This is a genomic window from Acinetobacter sp. ANC5681, assembly GCF_023488045.1.
Classification (GTDB): domain Bacteria; phylum Pseudomonadota; class Gammaproteobacteria; order Pseudomonadales; family Moraxellaceae; genus Acinetobacter.
On record NZ_JAMFKZ010000036.1, the window covers coordinates 1 to 21,131 of the forward strand.

Below are 21,131 nucleotides of genomic sequence, written 5' to 3' on the forward strand. Positions count from 1 at the left end.
ACATCAAGCTAACGGAGGCAAACCACCTTTGATGGCTGCTTAACCTCTACTTTTAAATTCAGTTATTTATGGGAGGATTACCAGATGAGGGTATCGTTCTCGTATACCGTCATTAGGATGAATATTTTCAGGTTGTAGGTACTGAAGTTTCAGCTTTTTCATATTGCCTCCTAGGTCACATTACCTAGAAGGGGTCCTCTGCGTAGTAGTTCATTGTTTTAAACCTTTAATTTATCGTTGATTCATTGTTTTTAACGAATTATCTAAGCTGCCAATCCTTCTCTTTATTCAAAATAATAACTGATGGTCGTATCTTTATGATCTCCCCAGCCTGTCGAGATATCCGTCAATTCAACACCATTTTTCTGGTAACTTTTTACTTGGTATAAATAAGACCGTGGTGGAGAAACTTCATTGGTTCGTACTTTCTCAATCAAAATGAAAGTCTTGTCATCCAACCATCTTACTCTTAATGGTAATGGATCTTGGCATTGCCCTATTTCTGCATACATTGCGGCATCTTTTCCATTCTTGGAAAAGGACAAGCCTGCACATTCTACATCGGGTAAATCTAAGACCAATCGTTTACCAACTAAGCTTTCTTTTACGCCTGCAAGAGCCAAGGTTGAAAGACTTAAACATAATCCTGCAATTATTAATTTTTTCATTTGAATAGACTCTTAATTTATTTGTTAAAACACATTGTCAATAAAGCCACACTGTAAGATGTGTTGTGATGGATTTATTGGATTGTCATAAAGGCTAATAAAAGCAATCATGTCATTTGGATCAGATACATCTCTTTTATAGGGCTGGCTATAGATATAAATTTGTTTAGGGATATAGACCTTTTGATTGTGGAAAACCTCTCCATCAAAGACCTTTAAATGTGGATATTGCTGAAAGACTTTGTGGGTTTTGCTTCTGTTTTGATCATCATGCATTGAAGCTTTATCCCACTGCTGTTTAAAGCTTTTCAATTGTTGTCCGCTATAGTGACTAAATTGAATCTTTAATCCATCCTCAATCTTTTGTTTGGTGGTGTTGATGTCATCAGCACGATAGATTGCGGTTTTTGCCCCTGCAACACTGACGTGTACTAAGGTTTCAATCTTTTTGATGGGATTGCTTTTGTTGTTGGGTAAATAAACTTCTGTTTCAGGACAATCTTCACAGAAATTTTCATCATCAGGCTCATTGATGACGCTGCTCTTTTGTTTGCGGTACTGCTGTTGAAATTGTTGCTGTAATGAGGTGATTCCAGATGGCCATTTCATTTCGGTGCCCATCAAGGCTAAGCGGTTACTCAAGGATTGTTCTTTCTTGGTCCAATCCAGACAAGTTAAGCCCTGCTCTAAGGTGAATGGCTTAGATGTAGACAGGGGTTGAGCCGTCACAGTCTGCATGATCAACAATGTCATACTGCTGATCAGTAATGGTTTAAATCTAAATTTCATTTTAATAGTCCTCGCATCTCCTACGGGCTTTGGCTGCCCGCAAGAAGTGCTCGTGTAAAATACTTATTTATTTTTAATCGTTTAACATCAGTTATTGATAATGATCCGCTGATAGTAGCTGACGGATTTCACTGGCCATTTGTGGACTACGCCAAGGAAATAGGACTTTTAGGCTGTAATTCGGTTTGAATGGATCTCGTGTACCGATATTGACTTGAAACTCTCGTTTCATCGGTGTGCGATGGACCTGTTGATTGACATGCGTTCCCATCATTGGATTGCTGATCACAGTGGTCGTGGTTCTAAAGTTATCTTCGACTAAGTTGTAGTGTCCAACGGAGGTGATGTAATCAAAGGGATATTTCACGAGGCGTTGATCTGGCTGATCAAACAGAATAATGGTTTTATCTTGGCTATTAATCCAAACACCACGGTTTTGATAATTAAAAGTTTCTCCTTGACGCTTGAGTTGTTCAGTCATCCCGTCAAAGTAGGTATTTCCATATTCATAAAGGTAGTAAAGGATCACAAACCAGAACAAGTCAAATCCAAAAAAGATGTAACCGAAAGCACCAAAGGAAAATATTTTGGCAACGATGAGAAAGATCACGATGGGTAAGACCACACATTTTATAAAGAGCTTGGATTTTTGTGGGCGGTGTTCAATGGGTATGATTTTGGGTTTGCTTAATTCAGTCATGGTTGTTTCCCGCATGTTCAATGCAATGCACAATCACCAGCAGATATAAAAAGGTTTATTTTTTATAGGCGTGACTTAGCCATCCACCGTTGGATTGTTCTTGTAAAAATGTTGTTTGAATACAGACGAATAATAAAAATTAGCCGTATCGCTCTCGTTGCAAAGCACAACAAGGTTGAACATGGGGTGAAGCACAAATTAGAAAAAATTGGTACAGCATGAGAAGCTCCTTGTGTTAAGAAGTTCTACCAATTACTGCTAAATAATGGTGGCAGAACGAGAGCGGGTTAGCAGACTGGAACACAAGAATCCAGCACGTCCGAAGACGTCCCCCTCCCGTTCCACCGCAGAGGGGCACGAGGGGATAAACACTAAAAGACAAGTCCTTTAATGCTCTTGTGTTGGACGGTCTGCTAAAACCGACTGGCAATGTAGGCCAGCGAGCCCATATTAATTTTATCCTGCGCTTTAGTCAATTTTACAAAGCACTAAAATCTATACAATTAGATTCGCCAAATGTAATGCAATAAGTCTTTGATTTTTCCCATAAGGTCAAATTACTCCGATCGATCGGCTCATTTTGCTTTGATGGATGAGGCTAAAATGGACTGTTGTTCTCTATTAAAATAAAACAATAAAATAAAGAATTAAATCAGGCTCAGTTCAGCTTTTACATTCGAAGCATTGAGATGAATCAATGCCTAATCAGCTGTTAATGAGAAGAATGAAATTTACAAAGGCTGATTTAAAGAGAGCAAACTGAAGTTCCCTCTTCTTCAGTAATATCCTATTAAATGCGATAGAATAAATAATCAGCAAAGCTCAGCGGGTCGATTGAATGAACTCAGCCAGTACAACAATGGTTTTAGCAGAAGCCGTCTTGAAAACCGCGAATTTACTTGGTCTTGGTAATACTCAACTGGCTACTGTGATGGGTCTCGATCTCAAGTCGATGAACCAAATCGAATTCTCAGCTGTATTAGAACCCGCATCCCCACAAGGTGAATATGGATTATTGCTAATACGACTTTATCAAAGCTTATCTACGTTAACGGGCGGTGATTCTGAATGGATTGATTATTTTATGAATGCATTCAATACCGCAACTGATGGTGTCCCCATTCAGCAAATTCGGATCATAAAAGGCTTAGAGAAAGTCTTAACAGTAGTTGAAGCCCTAAACAATCATTAATTTATTTAACTCATTCTTTTAGCGAATCAGCTTCAATTTGCTTGATTAGAAATTCTGATCATTATTTTCATCACTTCCGTTAAAAACACAGCAAAGATTAAAATTTGTGCTCAACACATCGCCATAAACATGATTCACAATCAAATTCCTAGCCGTCAGAAATTTAAAATATCTCCAGCAGAATCAATGAATTATTTAATGTTAAGATATGTAAAAAGATCCAATCACAGCGTTGACAGCTCAAGCGATACCCAGTTAAGCTAACTCTACACAGCAAAATCTGTGTTCAGGCGTAGGAAACCTGATATTATCTAGGTGCAAATAAATGTCGCACTTGCGGCTATTTTTTTGTCTACTGTTTAGCAGTCGTTATGGCAGTTTGACAGGACAACCGTAAGGTTGGCTGAGCCTAGATTCAGTATTTCCTACTCCTGTTAAGCTGCCACCATCATCGTAGGAAAATGATGGCGGTAAGTAATTAAACTTATCTAGGATTACTGCTATGAACGCAATTCTTCATGGTGCAAACACTTGCACACCTAAAAAACAAGCTGGTCAACTTATCGTTGAACTTGGCAAAACTATTTCAAATCCTCAACGTCAAACACTCGCCAATCTTTATATTGCTGTTGACACTGCAAACTCCTTACTCAAAGAACGTGAACAAGCACATCAAATCATTCGTCAATGCATGCATGAAATGACTGATGAGCAAATTCTTGAAGTTGCAAAGCTCAATCAAAATAACAATCTCTCCTCTTTGTGGGCATTTCGTACACATCAACGTCACAAGATGATTGAACGTGCACAGCGTGTATTGGGAATCCGTTCTATTTAGGTCACTTAATTAATTATGTATTTTTAGCTTGCTACTGTGCACTGTATTAATCGACTGCATTATTATCGAATAAGCAGAAATAATGCTGAATGCAATCAGTGACAGCAGCAACGCTAAAGATAATAGACTTGTGAATATTAAAAGTGATTGTTTAAAACTCAGCACCAAAATCGTTTGGTTTTTGTTGTTTAGATTCAACTTGTGGTTGACTTTGAATGTTATATTGCTGTCCCAGCATTGCTGCAATTAAGTGCATCATCAGACTGACAATTTCTTCAACGAGTTTTGCAAGTTGCAGTATTGTTGCTGTAAGCTCTGCTGAATGCTCTCGATCGAATTGGTATTGCTGTTGCATTGTTGCTGCATGCTCTTGATCTGCATCTGCTTGTTCTCTAAGTCGACGCATATTTTGTTTAAATTGCTCATACTCTGAATACAATTCAACATCATCTCGTTTAAGTCTTTGATTTGTTGTTGCTGTTGCAATTGCAACTGTTTCAAATTCGACTCTTGCTTCTCCAGCACGTCGAAGCGCTTGATCCAATTTGTCGTTAAGTGCTCTAGTCTGCTGATCTGTGTAGCGAATGACATGCTCTGTTCTTGAAGTCGGTGCTCTTTCTGATGCTGTAACTGCTGTTGCTGTTCTAACTGTTCTAATTTTTCCTGTCTCGATTGTAACTCTGTGATCATCAATCCAATATTCTGAAATAGATTGATCTCGGCTTGGCTCAAGTCTGACGGACTGCTGAAACCTAAGATTTTCAAGATCTTGTTCATGTCGTCTCTGTTGCTCTGCTCGTAATGCTCGATCACGCTGAGCCTTTTTTTCATCTTCTCGACGTTTTCTTGCAAGTCTTGCATAGTACTCAGCGATGATGGCATCAAAGCTAAACTCATTTGTTCGAGTAAATCCAAAATCATCTGCTGTGTGTCGCTGCCGTTGTGATGTTGAATAATCGTATGTTGCTGTTCTTTCATAACTTATTTCTCCACGAAACAAGGAAATGTCAGATGAATATTCGGTTCTGTCGGATGGACTTTCTTTTTGCTCAAATTCAGAGTATTGCAATCGATCCATTTCGAGGAGGTGATCGCTCGGTATCGAGTGCCGTCTTCGTCCGTCAAGATTTCGGTCTCGTTTTTGGTTAAGATCGGCTGTGTGAGATAGTAGTTGGAGGGCAATATTACTAAAATATTCAGTAGCCCCATTCCAAGCAACATCAGAATAAATGTTTTCAGAATTAATTTCGGGTTGTAAGTGATCGACTGAGTTAATGCTTGATCTACTTGCTGCTGCAACTGATTTTTCTGATCTTCTAATAACAGTGTGATACTTTGGGTATTGTCCTGAATTTGGACTTTGATCAGATTCTGATTGTCTTTGATCGTATGTTGCAATTGGGCTTTGCTCTGCTGAAGATGCTTTTGCATGATCTGATCGATTTCGTTGAGATGTGAAGACAGCGTCATTTGAATATTGCTGATATTCTGCTTCAACTCTGCTCGATATGATTTCAATCCTCTGATTAAAATCTGAGTCTCGTTTTTCTGATGTTGTAGCAGATGCATAACGTTGTCTGTTGTAAGCTGCTCTTGCCTGTCTAGCTCCTTGCAAAGTTTTTTCTGCTCTATCTCGAAGTTTTGCACGAGGCATTCGAGTATTTTTTGAAATCTGATTAACTGTTCGCTGCTCATCGTTTCCACGTTCGCTATCTGCTTTTCGAACTTGCTCAAAAGCTTTGATACGTTCTCGAAATGGTTCTGAGCATTTTCTGATGTCAAATTGTCTTTCATATATTTCTCCTTGAAAATAAATAGGTTTTTTCCCGAAAGTTGGAATTAAGCTAAACTGATTTTCTCGAATTTTGGCAACTTCGCTAGCAAGTTTGTTTGTGAGTACAAATTGCATAAAGTCATCACGGTTATGTACTAAAATTTCAGAGAATAGAAATTCATTTTGATTTGTTTCTAATTCTTTTAACGAAATGGACAAGAGTCCAACATATAAATTTTCAATGAATGTTTTATAGTTTCCTCTATTCTTTTCAACTTTTTTCAGCGCAGATTGTAAATACAGCTCATAGCCTTTTTTTGTAAATCTTGCACGGTCAGGATCCTTCGGATCTGCCCACCCATATTCGGAATTAAGCTTGTCTTGCAAAGTATGAAAATGCTTTTGAAACAAACCTGGAGGGGCTATATTCATTGCTTTTCCTGACCTGAGTTCAAGCCTTGGCACAAGGATATGGATATGCTTTGACCCATTTGGTTCCTGATGCAACACAGCCGTCATGTGATATTGATCAGGTTCAAGACCGCTGAAAGCCAATGCTTCGAACTGTTTTAAGACATCTTTTATTTCAACATCGGTCGGTTGATCTTCCTCAGTAAAAGCAATGACGGCAGACGTGTATTTATGCTTATAAGGAGAGCTGTCTGCAATTTTTGCAAAGAGATGTGGATCGCCGCAGAGCACTTCGACATGCGGACGTAAAATATTCATGTGATCCTTTTCATCGAGGACATAGGCCGCTGCACGTGCTGCACTGCCCGTTCCATGCCTCAACATCTTAATCAACATGAAGTACCCTCCCGTTTAAAAATATAAATGGAAATAAAAAGTCAATTTTTTAGATGGTCATTAGAAAGGTCAGCGTCTGAAGTTGATTCAAGTTCACCTTCTCCAACGACTTGCATTTGTCGCAATAAATCAGCGAGATATTTTTGTTCAATATGCTGGTGTCGGCGCTGAACTGTCTTATCAGAACGATGCAGTGACGGAGGACAAGGAAGCGGATAAAGCTGATAGATTTTTTTTAAATAGTCTTCGACAAGTAGGTACGTTCGAAGTAAGTCGACTGGTTTTCCGATTTTGTTGCTAATGTGAATTGCACGGGTAATCTGATTGAGATTATTGCCAATTTTTGCAAGTTGGAATGCAATGCTTTCGCTATCTTCTTGCGTCCTGTGATTTGACTCTTTTTTCTTCGCTACAACATGCGATTCACGAATTGAAGATCGATCAACATTCAAATTGTTTTGAATATAACAACTCACGCTTAATCGAATAAAATCACTTACAGTTTTATTTAATAGCCTAGCTGAACCCTTAATTATCTCTAATTCATCATCATTTAAACGCAACTCAAGTCGACTTACTCTTCTTGATTTTTTAACAACATTAGCAACAACCATAATACACCAAAAAACCGTCAATCTATTTTTAAGCTATAATAATTTTTAAAATAATAAAAGTGTTTTTTGATAGGAATTTTCAAATAATTTATATGTAGAATAAATAGTTACTCTAAAAATTTAAAACAAACACATTATTAAAAGTAGCGGTTTGGCTGCAAGCCAACCAGATTCCGTTCGTACAAAATTACAACTTTTGTTGTTATTGTGTACGGACAGGGTACTCTGGCTCAACCAATTATTTTCATATTTTATGTACTTTGGACTATTAAGTGATATATTAAATATCACAAAGACTAAACACATTCTAATTTTCAAATCAAAATAAGATCATGATCTATAGAAGCTACACACCAAGAGGAATTTTAAATTTATTCTATAATTAAAACATATGCTTAACTAAAAAAAACACCTAAGTTTAAAGTTTATTCTCTTAAATTAAATTAGATTAAATATTTAATCTAATTATTAAATAAATAATAGTTCTCATAAGAAAAATATTAAAATGATCAACATCAAAAAATCACAAACCCCAACTAAAACAAAAAAGCAATTAAGAAATCAAAACCCAATCACAAAAAACAAAAGTAGCAAACCGAAGAACATACTAAAGATTAATTACTGTTATAATAGATAAAAATTAATTAAAAAAAATAAACCTATTTCTTGATCTTTTATACACAAATCATTTTTACACAAATAAAACATGGTAGCTTTCAATGTATAGAAACTTGTTTTATTCTTCAGATCCTAATTAACAACATGAGGATTTTAAGACAACAGGATTTCTTCAACTGCATTAAAAACTGAAGAGGTCAAAATGATAAAAAATCTTTATCTAATAAAATTAATTATTAGATATAAAAAAACTGGAGCAAGACTTTCAAATAAAAATGCGGAGGTTCAACAATGAGTAAATATTTTGAACTGCTGGATTGGGTCACCGCAGAAAAGTTTTGTGAATTGACGGGTGAACAGATCACGAACCTAAAGAATCTTAGGCCTCACTGGGAGGAAGGAAAAGTCTGGGTGAAAGTGTCTGATCGAAAAATTCTATATAGTTTGAAAGGTTATAACGCATGGGTCGAACAAGCAGCTCAGGTCTACCAAAAGGCACAAGAGCAAGATCGGGAAAAATACAGATTAACTTTAAATGGAACGACAAGCGCGAGTGGTTCACCCTCGACCTCATCGATACCCCAGCCAACTTCATTAAGGCGGCTAAGATTAGAGAAGATTTTGTAAACAAGGCTAAATACGGGATATTAAAAATCGAGGATATCGAAGCTGTCACCGCCAAACCCATCAAAAAAGCTGACGCTGCGCAAAAAATATTGCCAGCGTCAAATGCTCCGACATTTGCTCACTATGCCCAAGAATACCTTTATAACCTTTCAGATCATAAGCAAGGCACCAAGAAAAAATATCTATCAATTTTGGAAAGGCTCTGGATGCCATTATTCGAAGATATGCCGATTAATACGATCACCAGTCAAATGTTGCGTACAGCCGTCAATGGACGTGAATGGTCATCGGCTAAAACTCGAAATGATGCTTTGATTCCATTACGTGGCGTATTCGAATTAGCTTGTGATGATGAGGTGATTGATAAGAATCCATGTGACCGATTGAAAAATCAGAAAACTCAGGAGGATGAACCCGATCCATTCAATGAAATGGAAAAGGAAATAATACTGAACTGGTTAAAAGAGAAATATATTGCAGACTACCCAACCGTGTATTGGTATTTTGTGGTGGCATTCTGGACAGGTTGCCGTCCATCAGAAATTATCGCACTCACTTGGCAGGATGTAGATTTTTTAAATAAACAGATTTACATCAATAAAGGTCGTGTGAACGGCGTTCAGCAAGAAACCACTAAAACAAATAAAGCTAGATTTGTAGATTTAAATGATTTTGCTTTCGAGGCATTTCAACAACTTAGATTACTAACCTACCTCAAATATGAGCACGTATTTATCTGTGATGAGACAGGTAGGGAATTTACTACGCAAAAATCATTGAGCGAAAAGTTTGTAGCCTCACTGAAAGCGAATGGCATACGTTATCGCCCTGCCTATAACACTCGTCATACATATGCGACTGTATGCTTAATGAATGGACTTAATCCAGTTTATGTGGCTTCACAGCTAGGGCATAGTTTAGTGATGCTAATGATGCGTTATGCCAAGTGGATTAATTCAGATAAGAACAAAGAAGAGATTGCTAAAATTTCGAATAGTGCCAAAATTGTGCCAAATAAAAAGGGAATCAAACTATCTATTTGATTCCCTTTAAGATATTTGGCGGAAGCGGTGACAGTCACATTAAAATCATAAAACACTGAAAAACAATAATAAATAAAACATACATTCAGTTTTTTACTACTATTTTTACTGCTTTAAAATTCCACCAAATCGTTTGTTCAATCCTTGTTCATTACACACTAAATGCTGTACATCAAGTGTCACTATCATCATTAAAGGATACATTTTCAGATAGCTCATGTAATTTTGCCTGAATCAATTTCTTATCAGGCAACTGTAATTCGTATTGAGCTACCATTGTCGGTGACAAATGGCGTGATAGTGCATACTCTACCACATCTTCATCTTTATCCCGACATAACAACACCCCGATACTTGGGTTCTCATGAGGTTTCCTCACATCACGATCTAATGCTTCAAGATAGAAACTAAGCTGCCCCAAATGTTCAGGGCTAAATTTGGCAATTTTTAATTCAAACGCAACCAGAGCAGCTAAACCACGATGGAAGAATAACAGATCAATAAAGAAATCCTGATTACCTACCTGTAAGCGGTATTCTTCACCAACAAAAATAAAGTCTTTCCCTAACTCAAGAATAAACTGCTTCATATTTTTAATTAAGGCTTTTTGCAAATGACTTTCATCATGCTGCATGGGCAAGCCTAGAAATTCCAATACATAGTTATCTTTAAACGTATTGTTAATGCTTGGATGCAATTCTCTCAGCACTGCTGAGAGTTTTTGATTACCTAGCATGGTACGTTCAAAATGTGATGTACTGATCTGACGCTCTAGCTCTCGTGTTGAATATCGTTCTTTAATACATAGTCTTAAATAATATTCACGTTCTTCTGCGGTCTTGCAACGTGAAAAAATAATGGTGTTATGTGTCCAAGATAATTCTCTCACCAATGGTGAGAGTTTTTCATTTCCTTGATATGTCTCAAAAAACTGTTTCATACGCCACAGATTTTTATCACTAAATCCTTTAAGTTCAGGGTCTTGTTGTGCTATGTATTGTGCCAAATCTGTAACGACTTTTTTCCCCCATCCTTGAGAGTTGACTTTATAACTAATGATCTGACCAATGTGCCAATATAGTTCGATAAGGGCTGTATTGATCTGGGCAAAAATCTTCTGACGTGACTGTTGAATGTGTTGTAAAACATCAGAAAAATCTTTTGGGTTATCTACATCAGTCACTTTATTCGCCTCATTACCCTGAATCATCAATTTTAATCCAACGACTCCATTTTTTTAATTCATTGGATACTAAAGTTTGCAGTTTATTTTGAGGTAATAAATAAGAGTTGGTACTCACCCCCTCATAGGCTTACCCTCATCCTGCAAAGCAATTTCCATATCTAAATAATCTTTATCAGCACAAAGAATACGGCAATTTTGCCACAGGCTGTGGCAAACTTTCATCTTATTGATATTTTTTACAGAAATTTAACATCCTACTCAGATTTCTTTCTAAAAACCTTTTAGGCTAATCATCCATGATGACACAAAAGCATAGCATACGTTGAGCCAAAGGATTTTTACTGCCGCTTAATTTACAACCAAAGCATCACTTTCAAAAACCACCTGTAATACTTGGTATAAATATTCCACAGCAATCACGTTCATAGAGTCTATAGGCTGTTTGGGCTGATTCACTTTAGGGATAACTACAGTTTTAAATCCGTTCTTTTGTGCTTCCTTTATACGTTCCTGTGCATTGGGTACAGACCGAATCTCACCAGACAAGCCTACTTCACCAAACACAGCCATATCGTGAGGTAAAGGCTGATTTTTCAGGCTCGATACACAAGCCAATAGCACGGCTAAATCTGACGCTGTTTCTGTAATTTTTAATCCGCCCACAATATTGACATAGACATCATGTTTAAGAATATCCACTTTGGCTTGTTCTTTCATAATGGTCAGTAGCAAGGTCAGACGATTATGTTCCAGACCTAAAATAAGCTGTCTAGGAGCATTTGATGTTTTACTCGCCAAAGCCTGTACTTCGACTAAAAATGGTCGCACCCCATTTCGACTGACCATGACAACAGAGCCAGCAACTGCCTCACCATAGCGATCCAAGAAAATCGTTGCTGGATTGATGACTTCCTTTAACCCTTGATCTGTCATGTCAAATACACTTAACTCATTCACCGCACCAAAACGATTTTTAACCACTCTGAGCATGCGATACTGTAAGTCGCTTTGTCCTTCAAAATGCAAGACACAATCAACCATATGTTCAAGTACTTTTGGTCCTGCCAATTCTTTATCTTTGGTGACATGCCCAACAATCAGTAAAGATATTTCTGTCTGCTTGGCAGATCGGGTTAAGATTGAAGCTGATTCTTTAATTTGTGAAGTACTGCCAGAAGCCGCAGGAATAGTCTCTGTATATAAGGTCTGAATAGAGTCCAAAACCACCATAGAGATTTTTTGTTCTGATAATATTTCACAAATACGCTCTACCTTTGTTTCTGCCATGACATCTAGTCTGTCCAGTGGCAAACCCAATCGTTTAGCTCGCATAGCAACTTGTGACAGTGATTCCTCTCCAGTGATATATAAAACCGATTGATTTTTAGCAATATGAGTCGCTGTTTGTAAAAGCAGAGTTGATTTGCCAATGCCAGGATCACCACCAATTAATACCACTGATCCAGTGACCAGACCACCGCCCAATACACGATCAAATTCTCCTATACCTGTTGAACACCGAATCTCCTGACTCACCTTAACTGCATTTAATTTAGTAATATGATGTTTCTGTCCAGCATAGCCAGAATGACTTAAACCTGCCGTAGCCCGATGTTGAGCCTTTCGTTCAACTATTGTTTTGCTGAAACTATTGTATGCTTCACATTGAAGACACTGTCCAATCCAAATATCCTCCTCATTGCCACACTCACGACATATATAAACTGTAATTTTAGCCATCGTAAAAATCTACTTTTTTCATCATTAAAAGCACCTTACCAAGCCAGATTATCAATCTTAAGCAAGGCGGTGAAATAAGGGTAATTCGTTGAGAATAGAGGGAAAAAATCTGAAAAACATTTCAAATGAATGTATAAATAAAATAGTGTTAAATGGAATAGCCAATATATTTAAGACAATTCAAGATTTAATTCGATAAAACTTACTGATATCAATTGACTCAATTCTCACATAAATTTATCATTCCTCTGCTGACCCTCATGGTCAGGCGGTTTTGACAGACCGTTATAGCTAAGCGCACAACGATACATGTTGTAAGTGTTTCTTGTGCGTACCTTTTCCGTACATCGTCATGGTGGAATGGGAGAGGGACGCATTCGTGCGTGCTGATTCTTAGCTATCAGTCTGTCAACCCTCTTTCGTTCTACCACCATCATTTGACAGTGATGTGGTAGGGCTTAATTAGCTAAGGACTTTACCAATGACTCACTATTCTCTGTTACACCCAATCCCCATTTGTTTTTTGATTGAATTCAGGCTTTTAACTTAGCCATCTGATTTTTATTCAGCCAATTTTATCATGTCATCTTAATACCCATCCGTATTGAGGGTATTACGCCTGCCTGTTTAATGGCTGCACAAATTCGCTGAATCAAAAACATTAAAACAATTCCAAAAATTAAATATCGGGGAAAAACATGAACATACTCTCATCTCTTCTTTTGATCAGTATTACTGCAATCACTTTAACAGGCTGTGCCAGCAAATCTGAACGTGAATTCGTTAAGGGTTGCAAAATGGGCGGTGCTGATAGCTCTACCTGTGAATGTGTCTATGAAAAAATTGAAGATCAATATGGCGCAGATCGACTGGAAGAAAAATTTTATATCATCAGCCAAACGCAAGAATTTCAGGAAGAAATTGTGCGTTACGGTATGCAATGTATGAAGAAGTAAGCCATGCGAGCAATTGCAGGAATTATTGTTGTCATCGTTGCCATTGCGTTTCTGGGCTTACCTTTTATTGGATTCATGATTTTACTGGGGCTGTTCATGCTACTGGTGAACTTTGCAACTGGGGGAGATAAATAATGAAAGAAAATATTAAGGCATGGGCTATCGGTGGCTATTTTATTATTGGCTTCTTTTTTACGGTTTACCAGAACTTCTGGGGTCAATACAGCTACAAGTCATTCGCCTATCACATTGGTCGGGGAATCGTCTGGCCTGCGGTCATGTTCCCATCCGTAGGTAAATTTATTGGTGGTGTTCTAATCCTCATCATTATTGGCGCACTGGTATTGCGTTCTAAATAATTCAACCATTTATATTCAAGGAAAGACTTATGAAGAAATTAATCATGGCAATACTTTTAAGTATTGCAGTTCCCGCAATTGCACAAGCCAAACCAGCAACCTGTCAAATCGAAGATAGTGGTAAAACCATATATAAGGGTAAGTGTAATTTTGATCCACAAGGTAACGGCAGCTTTTATATTAGCCACCCTAGTTTTGCTAAAAAATTAAACTTTGAAGGCATCATGGTTTGGATTGAAAGTAAAGATCAAGCTGTTGTTCAAGCAACAAAATTGAGTGGTGGCGCATCTACATGGGGTGAGGCGACTCGCTCACAGAAGGAGAAAGCCTGCTGGGTTGGTGATTGGTTCAAAGTCTGTACTTGGGCACAATAGCATATTAGCTATTGTCTATAATTATTTAAATTTTAAAGGAATATTTAATGAAAAAGTTTATTGTCGCTGCTTTAGTCACTGTTTGTACAACTTCTGCTTTCGCAAATCATGCTGTTGTTTCATTTGCTGGCAAAAAGGTCACTGTAGAAGATACTCGGGCTTCATTGATCAAAAAGCTCGGCAAACCCCAATATGGTGATAACAGCTACAGTCAATGGACTGTGAATGGATTATCCATTTACGCAAATTATAATCAATACGGAGTAAATAATTTTAGCGTTAGTCAGCTTAAACCTACACCTGTAACAGTAAATGTAGATGGCAAGGTTATTACGCTAGGGAAAGATAGTCTTCGTTCTATTGCTGCTAAAATCAAATCAGGTTGTTACGACTATACTGATGGTAAACAAGGTTCTTCTTACTCATACGCCGTTCTTTCAGGAGCAGAGGGTGAATATCAAGTTATCTTTAATATCACTGATGATGATTTTGATTTAAAGACGAAAGTAAAGCGTCCTATTAATGAGGTTCGTATTAGCTATGATGCGATATGTCAATAACTAAAGCTATACACAATAAAAACTGCACCCATGAACAAAAAAATAAGGGAAACCGATTCCCTTATTTTTATATTTCAATAAGTTGAGTTAACTTATTGTCTTCTTAATCATAGACCATATAAAACCAACTATGCCAATTAGAGGTAGAGCTAGCTTTATTTTTTCAGTGAATGTATTGATTATTCTTGATTGTCTAAATATTTCTCAGCATCCAATGCCGCCATACAACCCGAACCAGCGGAGGTAATCGCTTGACGATAAATACTATCTGCCACATCACCCGCAGCAAATACACCCTCGATAGATGTAGCCGTTGCATTACCCGCAGTTCCACTTTGGACTTGGATATAGCCATCACGTAGGTTCAATTGACTTTCAAACATTCCTGTATTGGGTTTATGTCCAATCGCAACAAACAAGCCTTGCACTTGAACATCTTGGATACTTGCATCTTGAGTGGATTTAATACGTACCGCCGTTACACCTGTGTTGTCACCTAAAACCTCATCAACTTGATGGTTCCAAATAATGCTGATTTTGCCCTCTTTCTCTTTGGCAAAAAGATGGTCTTGCAAAATCTTTTCAGAACGCAGACTGTCACGACGGTGTATCAGTGTCACATGTGCAGCGATATTTGACAGATATAAAGCTTCCTCAACCGCAGTGTTACCACCACCAACCACCATGACATTTTGGTTTTTATAGAAGAAACCATCACAGGTTGCACAGGCACTCACACCTTGCCCCATGAAAGCTGACTCGGACTCAAGACCTAGATATTGAGCTGTTGCACCTGTTGCAATAATCAGTGCATCACAAGTGTATTCACCCATGTCACCTTTGAGTACGAATGGACGAGTTTTGAGATCCACCTCATTGATGTGATCATAGACCATTTCTGTACCAAAGCGTTCTGCATGTATCTGCATACGCTCCATGAGTACAGGACCAGTTAAGCCCTCAGCATCGCCAACCCAATTATCAACTTCAGTCGTTGTTGTTAATTGCCCACCTAATTGTAGTCCAGCAATCAATGTTGGGTTAAGGTTGGCACGAGCTGCATATACGGCTGCACTATAACCCGCAGGTCCCGAACCTAAAATAATTAAACGAGAATGTTGATTTTGCATTTAATTTTCTCCAGCATTCTACAAACTTCGCTGATTAACACGTTTTGATAATTCTTCAGCAGATTCTTTACGCTCAGAATAACGATCAGTTAAATACTGACTTTGCCCTCGTGTCAGCAACGTAAATTTATATAACTCTTCCATCACATCCACGATACGGTCGTAATAGGATGATGCTTTCATTCGCCCATCTTCTTCAAACTCTAAAAATGCTTTTGGAATTGAAGACTGATTCGGAATCGTGATCATCCGCATCCAACGCCCTAAAATACGCATTTGATTGACACTATTGAAAGATTGCGAACCACCACTGACTTGCATTAGTGCCAGTGTTTTTCCTTGAGTGGCACGAATCGCACCACCTGCCAATGGAATCCAATCGATCTGTGACTTAAAGATCGAACTCATTGAACCGTGACGTTCAGGCGAACACCACACCATGCCCTCTGACCATGCCAAAAGCTCATGTAGTTCTTTTGCTTTTGGGTGTTCCATATCCGTATCTTCTGGCAAAGGTAGCCCTTTCGGATGAAAAATTTTAACCTCGGCACCAAACTGTTCCAAGATTCGACCTGCTTCCATCACGGCTAAACGACTATACGAACGCTCACGGTTAGAACCATATAACAACAAAATACGTGGCGCATGATCTAACGATTTAGCTTGAACTTTTTCCAAAGTTGGCTGTTCAAGTAGCTCCATATCAACATTAGGAAGATTCATTACAATTACACCGATTTAAAATACTTTTTTCTGAGCCATAACGACACACTGACTAAAGCGATCAATACAGGTACTTCAACCAAAGGACCAATCACGGTGGTAAATGCCACAGGTGAAGCCAAACCAAAGGTTGCAATCGCTACAGCCAAAGCCAACTCAAAGTTATTACCAGCAGCCGTGAAAGAAATTGCGGTGGTTTTAGGATAGTCATTGCCCATCCATTTGCTCATAAAGAAGCTAATGAAAAACATCACAATAAAATAAATCGTGAGTGGAATTGCGATACGCAGAACATCCAATGGTAAGCTCACCACATCACCACCTTTTAAGCTGAACATTGCCACGATGGTAAAAAGAAGTGCCAATAAACTGAGTGGGCTGATCTTGGGTAAAAAGACATTTTGATACCAATCTAAACCTTTAGCTTTCACTAAAGTGAATCGGGTCATAAAGCCGAGGAAAAATGGAATCCCCAAGTAAACCAACACCGCATGGGTAATCGTCCAGAAATCAACATTGATCACTTGCCCTGCGATACCGAAATAGGGTGGCAAGAATGTGAGGAACAGCCAAGCATAGGTACTAAAAAACAGAATCTGGAAAATACTATTGAATGCCACCAACGCTGCTACATATTGGTTATCACCACAGGCTAAACCGTTCCACACCAAAACCATCGCAATACAGCGAGCCAAACCGATCAGGATCAAGCCTGTCATGTATTCTGGATAGCTATGTAAAAAAATAATTGCTAATGCAAACATTAATACAGGCGCAATCACCCAGTTCTGCACCAAAGACAAAGTTAAGGTTTTCTTGTCTTTAAACACTTGTGGCAAAGTAGCATAGTCCACTTTGGCTAAAGGTGGATACATCATCAGAATCAAACCAATCGCAATTGGAATATTGACGGAATCCACACTCATTTTGTCTAAAGTAACGGAAGCTTGCGGAAAGAACACACCTATTGCTATCCCTAATCCCATCGCAATGAAAATCCATAGCGTCAGGTTACGATCTAAAAATGACAGTCTTTGTTGAGCCATGACGTTCTCATTCAATATCTGAGATGTGATTGATTGCAGCAATCAATTCAGGGCGTGTCATATTTGCTGTATCCAGTGCAAATAACGCATCTAAACGACGATTGATGTGGTCTACAGTGACTTGGAATGCCTGTAATTTTTCTTCTTTAGGCAAGTCTAGGTGTGATGGATCAGCTAAACCCCAATGCGCCTTGATCGCTCCACCTAAATAAAGTGGACAAGCTTCTTGCGCTGCTGAATCACAGACTGTAATCACCACGTCAGGTTGATATTGTTCACAGTCATCAATCGTTTTACTCCATAAACCATCCGTTGACAGACCTAAGTTTTGCAAGGTTTCAATCGTTAATGGATGCACCTGTCCAGATGGCTTACTGCCTGCACTGTACGCTTTCCAGTTTTCAGGCGCACGACTGTTAAACAGCACTTCAGACAAAATGCTACGGCAGCTATTTCCAGTACACAAAAAAAGGAATTTCATAATCTATTACTCACAATAACTATTGATAGGAAACGTGTTGGTATCGACCACAACTTGACTGGATGATGTTTTTTGTAAAGTGACTAGAATTTCAAAACACCAAGCTGGTAGTTGTGGATTAATGCTGTAGTACACCCATTGGCTTTGTCGTCTGTCCTGCAACAATCCTGAAGAACGTAATAACGCCAGATGCCTAGAAATCTTGGGTTGGCTCAGTTGTAGCTTTTCTGTCAGATCACAGACACAGAGTTCTTTATTCTCAGCAATTAAAGTCACGATATTGAGACGGGTTTCATCAGATAAACATTTAAAAAAATTAACTTGATCCATCTTTGCTACCTATTTATTCATTTGGATATGCAGATAATCATATACAAAAATTAAATTTTTTAATTCACTCTCTGACCATTTTCATCAATCACTTGTTCACCATCTTCTTTAATGAAAGCACCCTTTTGAGGTAATGGCAGAATTTCTAAAACGACTTCTGATGGACGGCTTAAGCAAGTGCCTCGTTCAGTCACCACAAATGGGCGGTTGATTAAAATAGGATGTTCAAGCATGAAACTGAGTAATTGTTCATCACTCAAATCAGGGCGATCAAGTTCCAGATCACGATAAGGATCAACATTCTGCCGAATCGCCTCTCTGACCGTTAAGTTTGCACCCTGAATCAATTTAATTAATTCGTCATGACTCGGTGGTGTAATGAGGTATTCAATCACCGTTGGCTCAATTCCTGTATTACGAATCAAAGCCAAAGTGTTCCGAGATGTCCCACAGGCAGGGTTGTGATAAATCTTTACATCTAATGAAGCTGTCATCAAACTAGACTCTGCTGATATATTCTTATATCTTTATATGCGAATTAACATATATATGCAATACCGTATATTTAATTTTTTTAATCCTTTTAGAAGAGAACAAGGTCCTCTTGAAAAGAACCTTATTACTCTCAAAATGCTATCTGCTAACTCATTCTATTTTTTTAACTTAACAGTTACCACTGTGTAAGTTTCACCCTCAGCCTTTAATTCAAAATCAACTTTTTGCCCTAAGCGATTGCCTCACAACTAATCAAAATAGTAGACATGTTTATTACTCATGCTTTGAGTACGCTTCTTTTCAAGAAAAAACGTATCAATCAGCAAAAAAATCACGCCTAAAGTAATCGAACAATCTGCTAAATTAAATACTGGAAAACTCCAAGTTTTCTCATAGTAGATATGTATAAAATCAACCACATAACCCAAAACCATTCGATTAATTAAATTACCTATGGCACCACCTAAAATCAGCGAAATAGCAATAGGTAAAATGACTAATTTCTTTGGGATACGCATTAGCCAAAAAATAAAGATCAGGGAAAAGATACCAGCTAAACCTGTCAACAAATAACGTTGCCAACCACCTGCATCAGATAAGAAGCTAAACGCTGCGCCGTGGTTATATGCCAATGTCCAATCAAGAATTTGTGGAATGACCTGAATAGAATCAGAATAAGCACAAATTTTTTCTACGCTATCCTGACATGGTAAATCTATGTGAGGAATTTTTTCTAAGGCAATCCATTTTGTCCATTGATCCAAAACAATGGCAAGAACGGAAAGCCCAAGCCAAAATAAATTGCGAGGATAAAACTGAAACATTTTTTTGGTTGAATTTATTTGTAGAGTATTAGGCATATTTCTCTCGCTTCGCCACGATTTTTGACGTGATATCAGTCAGACTCATCTTTAATTAACCGTTAAACGACTAACAACTTGATAAGTGATAAAAGCGAATAGATAAGCCAACGAAAAGAGATAAACAGCCATTATGGTTGGTTGTTTCCAACTTCCTGTTTCTCTTCGAATAGTCGCTAGTGTTGCTAAACAATGTGGGGCAAAAATAAACCAAACCAACAATGACATACCTGTTGCTAATCCCCATCCATCAGGACCTGATATTTGAGATAATAGAGTTTGGGTAACTGCATCCTCATCGCCAGACATTGCATAAATCACGCCTAATGCAGCAATAATCACTTCACGAGCTGCCATTGCAGGAATCAAAGCAATGCAAATTTCCCAAGTAAATCCAATCGGAGCAAATATTGGATGAATCAAATGCCCTAACTGTCCAGCTATACTGTAATTGATTGGTGGCATTGTTGGGTTATCGGGTGGTAATGGGAACGTTACCAAGAACCATAATAAAATAGACAGCGCGACAATAATTCCACCAACTCTTTTTAAGAATATAGTTGCTCTATCATAAAGCCCCAAAGCTACATTTCGAACATCTGGAATACGGTATGTAGGTAATTCAAAAATGAAAATACTTTCAGTTTTATCTTTTCTGACTAATTTCAGGAATAAAGAAACCAATAAAGCGGATACAATTCCTGACATGTAAAGCCCGAATAGAACTAGACCTTGTAAACTGAGCCACCCATAAACCAACTTGTTCGGAATGAATGCAGCGATCAGCAAAGCATATACAGGTAATCGTGCAGAACACGTCATTAAAGGTGCAATCATAATCGTTGCTAAACGATCTCTTTCTGAACTGATACTTCGTGTTGCCATAATTCCTGGGATGGCACAAGCAAAGCTTGAAAGCAGTGGAATAAATGAACGCCCACTTAAACCTGCTTTAGACATCAGTTTATCCAATAAAAAAGCAGCTCTAGGTAAGTAACCTGATTCCTCTAAAACTAAAATAAAGAAAAATAAAATAAGAATTTGAGGCATATAGGCAAGGACACTACCTGCACCCGCAATCACACCATCAACAATCAAACTTCTTAGAAGTGGGTGCGAAATTAAAGGTCCAATAACACCACTAAACCATGTAATCGAATCCTCAACAAAGGAAATTAATGGTTGAGCCCAAATAAAGACTGCCTGAAACATTACAAACAT

23 protein-coding genes are annotated in these 21,131 nt (G+C 38.0%); 8 read left to right on the forward strand and 15 right to left on the reverse strand.

Annotated features, from left to right (window positions below; translation table 11 throughout):
* Positions 1-284 precede the first annotated feature (284 nt).
* From M5121_RS13955 to M5121_RS13965, 3 genes are all read right to left on the reverse strand, one after another.
* On the reverse strand, positions 285-668 hold the full coding sequence (locus tag M5121_RS13955) for a hypothetical protein (RefSeq protein ID WP_249571511.1): 384 nt from the start codon (positions 666-668) through the stop codon (positions 285-287).
* A 24-nt stretch (positions 669-692) separates the two neighbouring features.
* Positions 693-1,457 (reverse strand): hypothetical protein, encoded by a 765-nt coding sequence (locus tag M5121_RS13960; protein WP_249571512.1) that lies wholly within the window; start codon positions 1,455-1,457, stop codon positions 693-695.
* A gap of 91 nt (positions 1,458-1,548) precedes the next feature.
* Positions 1,549-2,157, reverse strand: a complete 609-nt coding sequence (locus M5121_RS13965; protein ID WP_002159601.1) for a sortase family protein — start codon at positions 2,155-2,157, stop codon at positions 1,549-1,551.
* An 838-nt stretch (positions 2,158-2,995) separates the two neighbouring features.
* On the opposite strand from M5121_RS13965, the gene M5121_RS13970 reads away from it, so the two are divergent.
* Positions 2,996-3,349 (forward strand): DUF2384 domain-containing protein, encoded by a 354-nt coding sequence (locus tag M5121_RS13970; RefSeq protein WP_249571513.1) that lies wholly within the window; start codon positions 2,996-2,998, stop codon positions 3,347-3,349.
* Between the two features lie 502 nt (positions 3,350-3,851).
* Positions 3,852-4,187 carry a hypothetical protein gene (locus tag M5121_RS13975; RefSeq protein ID WP_249571514.1) on the forward strand — a complete coding sequence of 112 codons (336 nt, stop codon included), beginning with the start codon at positions 3,852-3,854 and terminating at the stop codon, positions 4,185-4,187.
* 151 nt (positions 4,188-4,338) lie between these two features.
* Here the strand turns inward: M5121_RS13975 and M5121_RS13980 are convergent, their stop codons facing one another.
* Positions 4,339-6,768 (reverse strand): MobA family protein, encoded by a 2,430-nt coding sequence (locus M5121_RS13980; protein ID WP_249571515.1) that lies wholly within the window; start codon positions 6,766-6,768, stop codon positions 4,339-4,341.
* 41 nt (positions 6,769-6,809) lie between these two features.
* Positions 6,810-7,382, reverse strand: a complete 573-nt coding sequence (gene mobC / locus M5121_RS13985; RefSeq protein ID WP_111034532.1) for a plasmid mobilization relaxosome protein MobC — start codon at positions 7,380-7,382, stop codon at positions 6,810-6,812.
* Positions 7,383-8,461: 1,079 nt separating this feature from the next.
* Here mobC and M5121_RS13990 point away from each other — a divergent pair.
* On the forward strand, positions 8,462-9,670 hold the full coding sequence (locus tag M5121_RS13990) for a site-specific integrase (RefSeq protein WP_249571516.1): 1,209 nt from the start codon (positions 8,462-8,464) through the stop codon (positions 9,668-9,670).
* Between the two features lie 172 nt (positions 9,671-9,842).
* Here the strand turns inward: M5121_RS13990 and M5121_RS13995 are convergent, their stop codons facing one another.
* Together M5121_RS13995 and radA are read right to left on the reverse strand one after the other, a co-directional pair.
* Positions 9,843-10,880 (reverse strand): PDDEXK nuclease domain-containing protein, encoded by a 1,038-nt coding sequence (locus M5121_RS13995; RefSeq protein ID WP_249571517.1) that lies wholly within the window; start codon positions 10,878-10,880, stop codon positions 9,843-9,845.
* Between the two features lie 324 nt (positions 10,881-11,204).
* Complete coding sequence (radA, locus tag M5121_RS14000; RefSeq protein ID WP_249571518.1) at positions 11,205-12,596, reverse strand: DNA repair protein RadA; 1,392 nt, start codon at positions 12,594-12,596, stop codon at positions 11,205-11,207.
* A 698-nt stretch (positions 12,597-13,294) separates the two neighbouring features.
* Between radA and M5121_RS14005 the strand changes: the two genes are divergently transcribed.
* Genes M5121_RS14005 through M5121_RS14020 form a run of 5 tightly spaced genes read left to right on the forward strand, consistent with a single transcriptional unit; the run spans position 13,295 to position 14,845 of the window.
* Entirely contained in the window at positions 13,295-13,552 is a 258-nt protein-coding gene (locus tag M5121_RS14005) for a hypothetical protein (RefSeq protein ID WP_018679552.1), read from the forward strand.
* Between the two features lie 3 nt (positions 13,553-13,555).
* Positions 13,556-13,687 carry a hypothetical protein gene (locus tag M5121_RS15890; RefSeq protein WP_018679551.1) on the forward strand — a complete coding sequence of 44 codons (132 nt, stop codon included), beginning with the start codon at positions 13,556-13,558 and terminating at the stop codon, positions 13,685-13,687.
* Positions 13,687-13,911 (forward strand): hypothetical protein, encoded by a 225-nt coding sequence (locus M5121_RS14010; protein WP_018679550.1) that lies wholly within the window; start codon positions 13,687-13,689, stop codon positions 13,909-13,911. Before M5121_RS15890 ends, M5121_RS14010 begins: the two co-directional genes overlap by 1 nt.
* Positions 13,912-13,940: 29 nt before the next feature.
* Entirely contained in the window at positions 13,941-14,285 is a 345-nt protein-coding gene (locus M5121_RS14015) for a hypothetical protein (RefSeq protein ID WP_023274801.1), read from the forward strand.
* A 47-nt stretch (positions 14,286-14,332) separates the two neighbouring features.
* Complete coding sequence (locus M5121_RS14020) at positions 14,333-14,845, forward strand: hypothetical protein (RefSeq protein WP_018679548.1); 513 nt, start codon at positions 14,333-14,335, stop codon at positions 14,843-14,845.
* A 179-nt stretch (positions 14,846-15,024) separates the two neighbouring features.
* Here M5121_RS14020 and trxB read toward each other — a convergent pair whose 3' ends face one another.
* The 8 genes from trxB to feoB all read right to left on the reverse strand — a co-directional run.
* A complete protein-coding gene (gene trxB / locus M5121_RS14025) occupies positions 15,025-15,975 on the reverse strand; it encodes a thioredoxin-disulfide reductase (protein WP_018679547.1) in 951 nt (316 codons plus the stop codon).
* 18 nt (positions 15,976-15,993) lie between these two features.
* Positions 15,994-16,698: an arsenical resistance protein ArsH gene (gene arsH / locus M5121_RS14030; RefSeq protein WP_249571519.1), complete on the reverse strand. Its 705-nt coding sequence runs from the start codon at positions 16,696-16,698 to the stop codon at positions 15,994-15,996.
* A 5-nt stretch (positions 16,699-16,703) separates the two neighbouring features.
* Positions 16,704-17,744, reverse strand: a complete 1,041-nt coding sequence (arsB, locus tag M5121_RS14035; RefSeq protein ID WP_018679546.1) for an ACR3 family arsenite efflux transporter — start codon at positions 17,742-17,744, stop codon at positions 16,704-16,706.
* A gap of 7 nt (positions 17,745-17,751) precedes the next feature.
* Positions 17,752-18,225, reverse strand: coding sequence for an arsenate reductase ArsC (locus M5121_RS14040; RefSeq protein ID WP_018679545.1), 474 nt, complete (start codon positions 18,223-18,225; stop codon positions 17,752-17,754).
* A gap of 6 nt (positions 18,226-18,231) precedes the next feature.
* On the reverse strand, positions 18,232-18,555 hold the full coding sequence (locus tag M5121_RS14045; RefSeq protein ID WP_018679544.1) for a metalloregulator ArsR/SmtB family transcription factor: 324 nt from the start codon (positions 18,553-18,555) through the stop codon (positions 18,232-18,234).
* Between the two features lie 59 nt (positions 18,556-18,614).
* Positions 18,615-19,049: an arsenate reductase (glutaredoxin) gene (gene arsC, locus M5121_RS14050; RefSeq protein WP_018679543.1), complete on the reverse strand. Its 435-nt coding sequence runs from the start codon at positions 19,047-19,049 to the stop codon at positions 18,615-18,617.
* Positions 19,050-19,298: 249 nt separating this feature from the next.
* A complete protein-coding gene (gene lspA, locus M5121_RS14055) occupies positions 19,299-19,910 on the reverse strand; it encodes a signal peptidase II (protein ID WP_018679542.1) in 612 nt (203 codons plus the stop codon).
* A gap of 51 nt (positions 19,911-19,961) precedes the next feature.
* A partial coding sequence (gene feoB / locus M5121_RS14060; protein ID WP_249571520.1) for a ferrous iron transporter B occupies positions 19,962-21,131 on the reverse strand: 1,170 nt, incomplete at its 5' end.